Annotated in this window: 9 protein-coding genes; 4 read left to right on the top strand and 5 right to left on the bottom strand. The window is 52.6% G+C overall.

The window, feature by feature from the left end; all coding sequences use genetic code 11:
• Nucleotides 1–17: 17 nt before the first annotated feature.
• Nucleotides 18–2153: a HEAT repeat domain-containing protein gene (locus tag SH302x_RS17445; protein WP_479363715.1), complete on the top strand. Its 2136-nt coding sequence runs from the start codon at nt 18–20 to the stop codon at nt 2151–2153.
• Between the two features lie 131 nt (nt 2154–2284).
• Here the strand turns inward: SH302x_RS17445 and SH302x_RS17440 are convergent, their stop codons facing one another.
• Both SH302x_RS17440 and SH302x_RS17435 read right to left on the bottom strand, forming a co-directional pair.
• Nucleotides 2285–3259: a diacylglycerol/lipid kinase family protein gene (locus tag SH302x_RS17440; RefSeq protein WP_479363713.1), complete on the bottom strand. Its 975-nt coding sequence runs from the start codon at nt 3257–3259 to the stop codon at nt 2285–2287.
• Nucleotides 3260–3281: 22 nt separating this feature from the next.
• Nucleotides 3282–4616 (bottom strand): SPFH domain-containing protein, encoded by a 1335-nt coding sequence (locus SH302x_RS17435; RefSeq protein WP_479363711.1) that lies wholly within the window; start codon nt 4614–4616, stop codon nt 3282–3284.
• Between the two features lie 178 nt (nt 4617–4794).
• Here SH302x_RS17435 and SH302x_RS17430 point away from each other — a divergent pair, with 178 nt between their 5' ends.
• A complete protein-coding gene (locus tag SH302x_RS17430) occupies nt 4795–5832 on the top strand; it encodes a zinc-dependent alcohol dehydrogenase (protein WP_479363709.1) in 1038 nt (345 codons plus the stop codon).
• A gap of 5 nt (nt 5833–5837) precedes the next feature.
• On the opposite strand, the gene SH302x_RS17425 is transcribed toward SH302x_RS17430, so the two are convergent.
• Nucleotides 5838–6239 (bottom strand): CoA-binding protein, encoded by a 402-nt coding sequence (locus SH302x_RS17425; RefSeq protein WP_479363708.1) that lies wholly within the window; start codon nt 6237–6239, stop codon nt 5838–5840.
• 670 nt (nt 6240–6909) lie between these two features.
• Between SH302x_RS17425 and SH302x_RS17420 the strand changes: the two genes are divergently transcribed.
• Nucleotides 6910–9615, top strand: a complete 2706-nt coding sequence (locus SH302x_RS17420) for a hypothetical protein (RefSeq protein ID WP_479363706.1) — start codon at nt 6910–6912, stop codon at nt 9613–9615.
• A 161-nt stretch (nt 9616–9776) separates the two neighbouring features.
• Here the strand turns inward: SH302x_RS17420 and SH302x_RS17415 are convergent, their stop codons facing one another.
• Nucleotides 9777–10004 carry a hypothetical protein gene (locus SH302x_RS17415; protein WP_479363705.1) on the bottom strand — a complete coding sequence of 76 codons (228 nt, stop codon included), beginning with the start codon at nt 10002–10004 and terminating at the stop codon, nt 9777–9779.
• On the opposite strand from SH302x_RS17415, the gene SH302x_RS17410 reads away from it, so the two are divergent.
• Complete coding sequence (locus SH302x_RS17410; protein ID WP_479363290.1) at nt 10005–11420, top strand: transposase; 1416 nt, start codon at nt 10005–10007, stop codon at nt 11418–11420. It abuts the gene before it with no gap.
• Between the two features lie 68 nt (nt 11421–11488).
• On the opposite strand, the gene SH302x_RS17405 is transcribed toward SH302x_RS17410, so the two are convergent.
• Complete coding sequence (locus SH302x_RS17405) at nt 11489–12856, bottom strand: IS4 family transposase (protein ID WP_479363704.1); 1368 nt, start codon at nt 12854–12856, stop codon at nt 11489–11491.
• Nucleotides 12857–12963 lie beyond the last annotated feature (107 nt).

Genomic DNA, 12963 nt, shown 5'->3' with positions numbered 1-12963 from the left:
GCGTGCGCATCATCGCGATGAGATACTTGTTCGTCGGCAGTTTGACTTGCGCGACAAATCATATCGTTGCGCAGGCAGATGAAAAGCACAACGTCATCGCTTCCCAATCGCAACGACCCTTGTTCAGCGAACAAGTTGAGCTTCGTCGCGAGGCCGCGGTCGCCATCGGTGACATGGCTGCCCAGCAGATGTTGATCGTCTTGGACGATGTAATCGCATCGTTGAAGACCGAGAAGGACAGCCAAACACGTCTGGCTTTGCTGGAAGGCCTGCAAACGCTTGGGCCCAAAGCTGAACCGGCCTTGGAAGTCCTGCTGGAATCGTTGCGCGAAAAGAAAGTGGGACCGGGGAAGGAGGAGCAGCATCAGGATTATCGAATCGCTTTGCTGTTAGCCCAAATTGGACAGCCTGCGTTAAGTGGACTGGAGCCCTTGCTGGATTCAACCGATCGTCATGTTCGAGCCAGCACGCTGATCGCCTTGGGACGCATCAAGCCGAATGATCCTCAATTGGTGGAAAAGATCATCGACAGGCTCGATGACAACGCGGCCAACGTACGCGAAGAAGCGTCCATTGCGTTGGCAAATCTTGGCCCGCTGGCTGCACCGTCGATCGTCCAGCGCTTTGGCGATGCAACTCCAGTCGCAAGGCTAGGCTTGCTCAATGCGATCGGCCAGTGGCAGCAGATTCCGATGGAGCTGCACGAAATTGTCATCACGCAGACGCAAAGCGAAGATGCTGGAGAACGTGCTGCAAGCGTTCGAGCGGTCGCTCAATGTGGTTTGCCGGAAGCAGAATTGTCGCGGATTTATCTGCAGCGATTGCAGGACCAGCAAGACATCGTGCGGGTCGCTGTATACAACGCGTTGCGACGTCAGCCGGGCGTGATTCAAGCCATGCGGCCGGAACTGGACGCATTGCTCTTGTCAACCAATCAAGCGATTGCTCGCGATTCAGCATTGGTCTTGGTAACGTTAGGTCAACAAGTGCTGCCGACTTTGCTATCGTCCCTGGAAGCTCCCGGCAGCCACGTCGAAGAGATTGGGGAATCGATCTGGCGGCTGGGGCCGGTTGCGATTCCTGATTTGATCACCGCGATAGGGCATGAGAACGCGCACGTGAGATCGGGCGTGGTCGTCGCCTTGGGAGGCATCGTTCCCACGCAAGCGGAGATTGTACAAATGCTGAGTCAAGCAACGGCCGATAGGGACGAGAATGTGCAAGTCCATGCGCTCAGCGCCATTGGCAAGCTTGGGCCGCGAGCTCGAAACGCGGTTGGTTCCGTTCGGACGCTCGTTCACAGCGACTCTTCTGCGATTCGAAGTGCTGCCGCCGATGTTCTGTTCGGTATCGCGCCGCGGGATTCTGAATTGGTGAATGACCTCATTGGTTTGGTAAGCGATCCAGATCCTGCGGTTCAACTGAACGTCATTCAAAAACTACAAGCGCTGGGGCCAATCGCCAAACCGGCTCTAGCTGAGATTGCGAAATGCCTTCGTCTGCAGAGCTTGGACGTCCGGCTTGCCGCTGCGACATTTATCGGCAGCCACGGTTCTGCTGGAATCCAGTCGCTGGGCGACCTGCAGCAGATGCTGGATGATCCCGACGACGGCGCTCGACTGGCAGCCGTCAAAGCCATCACGCAAATGCGAACTGCTGGTCGACCGGCCTTTGAGGCATTGGTAGCTCGGATCGATGACTCTTCTGAAAGTGTTCGAGCCGCGGCCCTGAACGCGATTTCGCTGGTTGAGTCAGATTTTGCCGTGCTTGAACCGCAACTTGTTCGTGCTCTGCAGTCCGGCGACAAAGCACTCGTCGGTGAAGCGATTCGGATACCGGGCAGGCTAGGGCGAGATGCGGCGGTCTTGATCCCCGACATGATTGCCTTAGCCGATCAAGAAGATATGGCGCGACGTATCGAGCGATCGCTGAGAGGCTTTCAGAAAGCTGGCCCAATCCCCGCTTCGATTCCAAGATTGCTTCAGCTTGCCAAATCAAGCAGCCCTGAAGTCAGCGTGCTGGCCATCCAGTTTTTGGGTTATACGAAAGGCGAAACATCGCAGCTTATCCCTGTGCTGGAAGAACTGCGTGCTTCGACGAATCCCAAAGTCAGTGACGCGGCCAAGGCGTCGCTGGAAATGATCCAACGCTGATCAGGCGAGGGCAAGTCATTTATTCACATTGCGCATTAGCCGAAACGCATTAGCGTCGGTTCTTTCGGAAACCGTGAGCTATTGCTCAACGGCTAATTTGCCTAAATTCAAAAGCTGACTTGCCCTGCTGATTAGGCGACGATCAGCTTAAGACGTTTGGGCAAGATTTTGATTTCTACCGGCAGCTCTCCGCCATAGTCGCCGTCAATTTGATAAGCCACCGAACTGTCGGCGGTGATGCGAACCGAAGTAGCGACGCACGTGCGGAAATCGCTCAGGTCACGGTGACGATTCATATACAGGTAAGCGAAATAGCCCAGCGAGCGCATGACGCCGCCATGCTTGAAACTGCAGATGTCCAGCAAGCCATCGTCGCTGGCCGCCCAGTTGGCAATCGGTAGTCCAGCCGCATAGCGTGGCAAGTTAGCGACGAAGACCCAGCGAGCGTCCCAAGTTTCGGTTCGGGTTTCTATCGCAGGTGGATCGGGTAACGATTGCCCGTGGGTGGGGGCTGTGTCGGTCGGTTGAGGGACAACGACTTCCGCGGTAATGTGGCATTGCGGAAATTGATATTGCCAAACTGATCGCAGGATCGGCACCGTGTAAGACAACTGATGAATGTGCCCTTTGCGTTGCCGCGACATTTCATAGACCACTTGAGCGTCAAAGCCGATGCCGACCATGACCAAGAATAATTTGCCGTTCGCTTGACCGCAGTCGATGCAGCGTATTCGCTGTTGCGCAATTGCCGTGGCAAGCTTGCGTGTGTCGCAAGTTAGCCCCAGATATTTTGCAAGTAAGTTTTCAGTACCCAGCGGCAAGATGGCGATCGGAATTTCGGGGACACAGCGACTGGCTACGGCGGAAGCTGTGCCATCACCGCCGGCAGCGACAACCGCTGCTAACTCATGTTGCTGGTGGAGTGTTTCGACCCGTACAGACAGTTGATCCAAGCTGTTGCAGGGTTCGGGCGTCAGGCCTTGCGCGATCAAGTCGGCATGCAGTGCGTTGATCAAGTCGGCGCGACTGCGAGAACCGCTATTGGGATTGGCGACCACAATCACTCGGCGACATGATGATCCATGGATGGTAGATGCGTCATTCATAGAAGCCAAGGCGGAGCGATCTTTAGTTGACATCCGCACCGCTATGCAGTTGCGATTCAATCTGGTCAGCTTGCCAAGCGATCGCGGCGATCGTTCGCGTGATTTCTAATACGTCGATAGTGTCAATCAGCAAATTGCTGCGCAATACCAGCTCTTCTCCGTCACCGATCTTTTTGAGGGCCAATGCGCCGTGTACGATCTGATCGTTGCTGCGCAAGATCAACGCTGCACTACCGGGGTTGATTGGGCCGCAGACCGACCAGATGCTCATGACACCATATCCGCTTTCATCCACGATACCCGTTTCGGCCGTTACCTTCTGGCGACGCATCGGGCCAACCAACATATTCAATACGATGCGGCTGGCTTCGTCCACTTCGATGGTCCAGTTCGATTTCTTGGCAATCTCGCGGAGCGTTTCCAGCGGTGCTTTGATGTCGACATGTTTAATTTCAGAAGATGCGGCAATGGCCGCTGGCTGCGCTGCGGCGGGTTGGCCAAAGGCTGGCGCAGCGGGCTTGGGCACAGCCGCTTGCTGCATGGCTTGTTGAACCAGCGATGGCAAGACCATTCCCAGTCCGATGCCCATGCCTGGGCCACCGCCACTGTTCTGGCCGGCCGCTTCGATCCCTCTGGCGGTTTGATACAAAGTGTAAGAATTCAAGTCGCCCAGCACCGACATGCTGGAGCGTGCGTCGATCGCCTTTTGGACTTCTTCGGGCGGCGTAATCGAGCTGATCACGATCTCGACCAGTTCCAAGCCCATCTTGGTGAATCGGTCGGCCACCTGCAACCGGGTCGCAACGCTGAGGTCGTTCATGCGAGCGGGCATGTCCAGCAGCGGAATGTTCGCGTTGGCAAACACATCCGTTAAGCCAGCGATGATCTGATCGCGCAAGTAATCGACGATCTCCGTCGTGGTGAGTCGGCCTTGCGAGCCAACGACGGAGTTGAGCAACAGTGCGGGGTCTTTCACGCGGTAGGAGAATTTGCCAAAGCCACGCAGACGCACGACACCGAAATCTTTGTCGCGTACCGTGATTGGCTGGCGAGTGCCCCAACGTTGGTCTAGGAAAGTCTGCTTGCCGATAAAGTAAACGGCCGCTTGAAACGGCGATCGTTCGAAAGGCAGCGTGAGCACTTTGCTCAGGATTGGGATATTCGCGGTGGTCAACGTGTGGCGACCGGGCCCGAATTCGTCCATCGCGCGTCCATCGCGAAAAAAGACCGCGACCTGTGATTGCTGGACAATAAGCTGTGCACCAAACTGAATCGCGGCCGAACCATGTTCGGGCACGCGTGCCACCACGGTTTGGTTCGTCTGATCGTAATAGTCTATGACTTCCAAGCGAAACATCAAAATCCCCTTCTGGTGTCCAAATCTTACAGCCGCCCGCATTCTGCAGTGAACTCTAGCAGCCTGTCCTTTTAGGAGCTCACGTGATCGGCTACGATTATGCTTATGTTATCAAGATCCCGCTAGTTCGTGGATCACACTGAAAATAGAATTTCCACATTACAGCGGATGATCCATCATGAAGGCAATGCTGTTAGAAGCCTACGAACAACTGACCATCGTCGATTTACCTGAGCCGGAAGTTGGCCCCAATGACCTTTTGGTCGCGGTCAAGGCGTGTGGCATCTGCGGCAGCGATATCCACGGTTACGACGGTTCTACCGGTCGTCGAATTCCGCCGTTGGTCATGGGCCATGAAGCGGCTGGAGTTGTAACAAAGGTTGGCAGCGATATCACGCGATTCAAGGTTGGTGATCGTGTGACGTTCGATTCGACGGTGTCTTGTGGCAAATGCGTGAATTGCCGCGCGGGTCGCATTAATTTATGCTTGAACCGTCAAGTGCTGGGGGTTTCCTGCGGTGAGTTTCGTCGCAACGGCGCGTTTGCCGAGTATGTGGTTGTCCCTGAAAACATCTCGTACCATCTGCCCGACAATTTATCGTTCGAGCATGCGGCGTTGATCGAAGCGGTGTCGATCGCTGTACACGCCACCAATCGCACTCCCAAGACATTGGGGCAAAGTGTTGCGATCGTAGGTTCGGGCATGATCGGACTTTTATGCGTTCAAACGGCACGACTGGCCGGGTTCTCGCAAATCATTGCCATCGATTTGGAAGACGAAAAATTAGCCAAGGCGAAAGCGTTGGGTGCGACTCATGTTCTAAACGCTCGCAACTGCAATGTAGTTGAAGAAGTCTTGAAGCTAACTGATGGCCATGGCTGTGATGCGGCGATGGAAGTGGTCGGAGCCACCGCGACGGTTCAAACAGCCATCGATTGTACTCGGCGAGGGGGGGCGATAACGCTGGTTGGGAATCTAGCACCTAAAATCGAATTGCCGCTGCAAGCGGTCGTGTCACGCGAGCTGACGATCTATGGTTCATGCGCCAGTAACGGTGAGATTCCTGAGTGCATTAAGCTATTAAGTTCTGGTGCGATCGACGTTCGACCGTTGATTACAGCAACTGCAACATTGGACGAAGGGCCCGCTTGGTTCAAGCGATTGTATGCTGGCGAAAAAGGTGCGATGAAAGTCATCTTGCAGCCCAGTGCGTAGTGCGGTTAGCTCAGGCGTTTCTCGTACGAAAGCACGACCAAGATACAACTGCCGTCGTCGATCACATTGAGTCCAGCTTGGCGAGCAAGCTGGCTTGCTTGTTCGTCTTGGGCCCCTGGTTGCATCCAGATATGTTGAACGCCCGCCGCAATTGCATCTGCCACAATTTGGCGCGTGGCCAGAGGCGGCGTGATGATGGAAAGCGCTTCTGGGACTTCGGCGATATCGTTGATCGAAGCATAAGCGGTATAGCCGTCGACATCGCTAGCTGTCGGGTTGACTGGAATCGCTTGTCGACCTGAATCTAGTAAAGCGCGGAAGACCTTGTAGCCATATTTGTCGATGTTTCGCGAAGCGCCTGCGACTGCAAAGGAATTTGCGTTTAGGAATTTTTGAGTTGCGTGCATTATGGTCGACTTTCCGGAAATCATCAAAGTGTATCACGCTTGGGCGATCGTGTCCTTCACCCTCCTGCGGCAGGGTCGGCCGCGAGTACCACGAGCGACCGGGGAGGGCAGTCTTCGTTTAACCGTCAGCCGATAGGCGTACGTGTTCTTCTTCACCCTCCTGCGGGAGGGTCGGCCGCGAGTACAGCGAGCGACCGGGGAGGGCAGTCTTCGTTCGTAGTCCCGGCTTTAGCCGGATGCTTGCTGTAAACACAACCTCATTCCGCCTGAAGGCGGTACTACAAGCAGCAGGCGTACGCGTTTCTTCTTCACCCTCCCGCGGGAGGGTCGGCCGCGAGTACCACGAGCGACCGGGGAGGGCAGTCTTCGTTCGTAGTCCCGGCTTTAGCCGGATGCTTGCTGTAAACACAACCTCACTCCGCCTGAAGGCGGTACTACAAACGTCTAACCCGTCAACAACAATGTCGTCTTACCACTGATCCATCGGCGTAACCATTCAATTGGCGAGCGACTTCGCTACAACCAAATCTGTCGCAAAAATTTCCACCGAACGAATCAACGTTATACTTGGGACAAAAGACTCTCCTGACTTGATCGAGACATGAGCCACGCATAGCTTCTTTACTTCGGATTCCATTGCAAGTATTGGAGCACAATTAGAATCTGCCAAATGATTTATCACCCTAACGCACATCGCTTCCGCTTTATCGTGAGCAAGATGAAGCAGTATGAAGATATCGCCAAGCAACAGAGTCCGTACTACGATCTTGATGTTGACGCGCCATTAAATCGCGAGAACTCCGACGATTTCTACTTATACTATATGGCCTATCGGCACAAAACTGTTTCCGAATTGCTTCGTGGATATCCGCGCTCATTCATTCTCGGTGGTCAGCCCGGCATCGGAAAGACTTTCGCCCTACGCAGGTTCGCCTTCGAGTTGCTCGTATACCGATTGCACTATCTGGGGAGCGACGAGCCTACTTGGGAGCAATGGTTCTGGCCAATCTATGTTGACCTTCGCAAACACCCGCTAAACTTCGAAGCGTTTGTCCATGCTGAAATGGAAGCGGCTCGCAAAGGGTTAGCGATCAAGAATCTCCGGGTATATCCGCTCTTCGATAATTTCGATCGATCAGAAGCTTGCGTCCGCAATTCGAAAGAAGTCGGAGAGCGCATTGACCGATTGATGTCGCTGCTTGGATGCAGCAATTGGATTGTAGCGACATTTGATACGAAAGCTACGGTATGGTTTCAAGGAGATACATTCACCATAGCTGGAGTGCAAATGGGAATGATTGAAAACAAGCTTGATGAGATTGGCGCTCACCCGCATGAAGTCGAAAAAAACGAGTGCATCGAGTTGTTACGTATACCGTACATTTTAGAGGCATTTCTGAAGTCGTCACCAGCAGATACTTTTGGGTTCGATGATGTTCTTAACTCTTTCGCGAACTGGACCGATGTCAGCCCGTATGATTCTTGGTATCGACGAATCGCTCCACTAGAGCGTTTCATGACTTCGAGTGGAAACGAAGTTAAACTTCACCGCTCAGTTGCGATCGATAAACCTATACGAGAGGCCGTGCTTTATGGACTGAAGAGCGGTTTATTGAAGCGGAGACGAACGCGCACTTACGCTTTACTGAAACCTGTTTCAAATAGACTGCATACTTGGTCTATTGCACGTCAACAGCATCATGAGAGTTTGCACGACATTGTCACTAATGCGCAGACAGACGAAGAGATCGAGAATTTGATCCTGCATAGCAGTCCGACTCTTGCAAAGGAACTCTTCGAAATCCTTTTGGTCGCAGATGAGTATTCTGCGTTTCATGTACTGGGAGTCGGACTTGGAGTTAGTACTGAAATTACGACATTGGCTTTAAAGTTTCTTGTGGCGAACCATTCAAAAGACTTGTCGAGGGATGCGTATTTTTCATTCAAGCTCCAAAATGTAGTTTTCGTTCCAGAGCATCAAGCTCTGCTTCGCGAACTTGCAATTTCTCATTCCGATCTGGGTGGGATCGCGCTTTGTAAGTATCTCGAGTGTGGTGGAGACATCACCTTGCCCGAGGTCGAAGACATCTTAAGCGAGACGAAAGGTTCGCATGGATTCTGGACACGATCCGGTTTTACCGACTGGCATCACCGATTTTCAAGCAATGAACTTATTCAGATACTTTGGCGTCAGTGCGATCCGGCGTCGCGTCGGACTGATGGTATCGAAGAGTTTGCAAGTCAGTTGCTTGAGTCTATAGACGCGGAACAAGTGCTTCAATCGGTTGATAGGGACGCACTCGAGAATCCTCTCGTCGCAAAAATGATCGCACGTTATCTGTTGGCCAAGCGTGCGGCAGGATGCATCGAGTTTATCTTAACTGTGATCGATAGCAATTTGAAAAATATGGAGAGCGAGCACATTGCCGTGTCGCTATTCAACACGTTCCGATATGCCATTGATGATGTCTACGATATAGCAGAGAGCTATCTTGGCCAATTGCAACGAAATCGAAACTTTTTTTGGGGAATTCTCAAACGCTGCATCGGCGAGGTTCAAAGCTGTTTGGACGCATTAGGTCTACTCAAAAAACTTATCGAACTTGGAAATCGAGACGCCGCCGAGTATTTGCAAGACTTGGTCGCGGCTCCGGTGCTGGCTGGTATCGCAGTCAGAAAGGCCTGCTCGATTCCTGATCCCGACGATTCTAAAAAACTGAGAGAGATTGCGACCAGCGGTGACTTGCTTTCCGAGATTGAGCGACGCTATTTCCAATTCTGTCTCACGTGGGAAACACAGCCCGAGCGTACGGATTTAATTTTAGATCTAATTCGCTTGGGAGAAGCTAATTTACTAAGACACTGTTTTTCGAAGAGGGGAGTTTGCGATTTGCCGCGAGACGTTCGGATCACTTCCTCGATAGCACAACCGTTGCTGAAAAAGCTCGTTGCGTCAGAAAATGAAGCGAACTCGGATCAAGAAGTGCTTGTTGGACAGATTGTTGTGCAGGCAAACGAAGCATGTTTCAAGTGGCTCTTGGCGATCGCAAGCGATAAAAGCGACCCTCGCAGTAAGTACATTTTCAGCACAACTATTGGCATATTGATCCGAAACGATCCGAGCCAAGTATCGGATGAAATGTTGGTGCACGCGAGCGACTTATTGTTCGCAAGCGAGTATGGATTTCATGCCGAAGATTGGGTTCGCACACTGGGCGCCAAGAACATCGTCGAAAAGTTCGTGGTACCCAGATTTTTAAAATCGAGCGGTAAGACGAAAGTGATTATTAGACATTTTTTGGCCTGTGCCGCTGATAAGTATGGATATCGATTTACGTCTGTTGTACCCCAAAGATTAGCCACGCGACCCACATAAATCCACAAGCTTACGATCCCACCGATTGCAGTTGAAGGTTAGTCCTGTTTCTCCAATAGTTACAGACAAGCGTACGTGTTCTTCTTCACCCTCCTGCGGGAGGGTCGGCCGCGAGTACCACGAGCGACCGGGGAGGGCAGTCTTCGTTCGTAGTCCCGGCTTCACAGAACGTCCGGCTTAGAATTTTTCGATGCTAGCAAAAAAAGTGGCCTCGCCGGCATGGTGGGTTTCGCATTAATAATGCGAATGAATTGTTCCAGACCGACGGGCCACCAATGGAATTTAACCATGAATGCCGCAATTAAAAAGTCCACTTCTCCCAAACACTGCTGCAGTCCGGTTCGCAAGAACTCCAACTGCTCAATCAACGTTTCAAAGACGATGACCATGTGCAAGCTGTTCTGAGAACCATTCGCCAAGTCGACTTGGACGACTTGTACCAAGCCTATCGGGGAACTGGATCGGACGCATTTCCACCTCAGAACATGTTGGCGATTGCCCTCTACGAAATCCTCAACGGCAACACCTCGCCTGCTAAGTGGCACAAGGACGCGACAACCCGCGATCAGTGCAAACTTCTAGGGCAAGGCATCTCGCCAGCTCGCTCCACCTGGTATGCATTCCGCGATCGGGCTGCAAAGTTCATCGACAAAGTGCATCGCAGTTTAGTCCAAAGCGCCATTTGTGAATCACTCATCGAACCTGTAGAGTGTGCGATCGATGGCACCTTCACTGCTGCGCATGCATCTCGCCATCAGATCTTGAGTCTCAAACAAATCAGTCGGCGACTGAACAAGCTCAAACGTGCCATACGCTCTCTGGATCACAAAGATCAAGTTGCTTCGAATAAACCATTGTCGCCAGTCCCTGGGTGGATCGCATCGACCCCTGCGGGACGCCACGGCCAACTGGAGCGATTGCGGCGTGCCAAGGGATGCCTGCTGCGAAAAATCGAAGAAAACCGCGAAAAACACGCCCGCCATCGTCGTGACGAATCGAAGATGGTAGTGAGTCCGATGGATCTCGATGCGGTGATTGGACGAGACAAGAAGAATGTTCTTCGACCGCTGTATAACACGCAGTACGTCACCGATTGTGCCAGCGATGTGATCGTCGCCTATGACGTTTTGGCGCAAAACACGGATGCAGGCACCTTGGCTTTAATGATCGCGCTGACTCAGTGGATCGTCGGGTCAACATTCACAACACTGCATGCCGATTCTGGCTACTGCTCGATCCTTGAGCTGAAGGATTGCCAAGCTCTGGGCATCGACTTATATGCACCGGTTCAAGACGGAACGATGCTACTGGGACGCAAGGCGGCAAGTGGTCAAGCGCAGATACCTTCTCGCGAATTCGCATACGATGAGTCGACCAAGCAAATGACCTGCCCGGCTGGTCACACGATGAAACTAGTACGAGAAGCTCAGGTTCCCCGAGCTGACGGGCGCTGCGTCGGGGAGCTTCGTTATGAGCAACTTCCCGAGCGTTGTAGTGGCTGTGCGTTGGCGGCCCGCTGCCTTGGCGGTAGCGGTAAACGTCGCACCGTATCGCGTCAAACCGAGCAGGCGTTACTGGACGAACAAGCCGCGAAGATGAGTACCGACGCAGGCAAGCGCAGCCAACGCTTGCGTTCGCAAGTGATCGAACGCCGCTTCGCCGATGGCAAACGGCACCGCGGGCAAGAGTGTCAAAACGGCTGCGGCCTGGACCGTGTCAAAGCGGAAGTTGGACTGCTCGTCGTGGCTCAGAATACCTTGACCCTTTACAAACGAGAAGAACGCCGCAAAAACGAACCAATCTAAGCCGGACGTTCTGTTCAGCCGGATGCTTGCTTAAGACACAACAAGATTCCGCCTAAAGGCCAATACCGCTAAGTTAGCAGGCGAATGGTTTCTGGGAAAGTGTGCTTTGGAGGCGGCAAATTACAGTGTTCGTCGCGTTTTTTGGGCCATTTGCTTTGTGTGCGTTTTATCACTCGTGGATTGAGGCGGTTGCGACGTGGTTCAACTACCTCAAGGCTGATCTGCAAGACCATGTTGCTGTACCATGGCTGGAACAACTTTTGCGAACGCGGAGCTTCTACCAAACACATTCGCAGTACCTTGATCGCACCTGTAAATGATATCCGACGCGGCGACACTACAGCTTGGACTGCCGCCTCAAGTGCTAACTTGCGAATCACGAAATGTGCTATCAGTAAACCATTGATTTCCTGCACAACCCCGGCCGGACTATGGCTGCGGAGTTTTGGGGAATTGCGAAGATGAGTCTTAGCCTCATCAATAGCAATCTCCTCTTCCCAACGCTCGTGATATAGAACTATCAGTGCCTGGGCTGGGTGCTCATGCTCATCAAGCAGTGTTGTCAGCAAACGATGCGTCTGGCCATGGCCAGTACGCTGAGGGTCATCCAATTTGTATTCGATCACGCGAACGCTTTGGCCGTTACGATCATGGCGCCGGTCATACTCGTTGGCATAGATCTTTGACAGAAACGTTCCGTCGGAAAGCACCTGCATAATTTTGAAACAACGGTTCATTTTCGAACGCCCCAGGAAGTCCGACTTCTGATCAATGACCTGGTTCATTAGTTGGTACGAACAAAAGCCAATGTCGAACAAAAGTAGACTTTTCTCTGGCAATTTTCGATAAACGTGTTTCGCCATGGTCGCTTCGCCACATCGCATTGGCTTAATAAGAAAGTTGATAAAAACGTGCGAGCCCACTTCGCAAAGTGCGATGATCCTGGCTTGTGGAAACGCACCGAAGTCTGTTCCATTTTTGGGCCTTCCGAAAGCACGGCGATTGGCATCACTGTCAGGAAGGTTCAATACAAATCCATCGACCGCCACGAGCCTACGACCTGCGTAAAAGGAATCAGGTGTCTGGCTATCGCATAGGCAGTGAACCAACTTCTGGTAGACAAATGCCAAGATTGCAACGCCCAGCCGCCCTCGGGCTTGAGTCAGGGCGCTGGATGAGGGCATGAGCCCAATGGAGAATCGGTGCAACCAGCGAAACACGTGTGTGTAGCAATCGTCGCCATATAGCCACAAGGCGATCGTAAACCAAACCATCATGTCAGCCGGGCACTTTCGACTGCTTCGTTTTTCGAGCTTGCGACGGCGTACTTCGGCTTTCAGCATGCAACTGCGAACAGTCCTCTTGAGGCAAGTAATTCGCTCATGTGAAATTAACTTGTCTTGCTTTGATTGAGAGATCGTGCGAACATGAGTCATGGCAGCTTCCTTGCTTGGTGATGAAATTCAACACCTCCGATCCTCGCAGGAAGCCTGCCTTTTTGGAATACTAACTTAGCGGTATTGGCCTAAAGGCGGTACTACGA

It is taken from the genome of Njordella calcicola (assembly GCF_056494125.1).
This window is presented reverse-complemented; position numbering and strand designations above follow the sequence as displayed.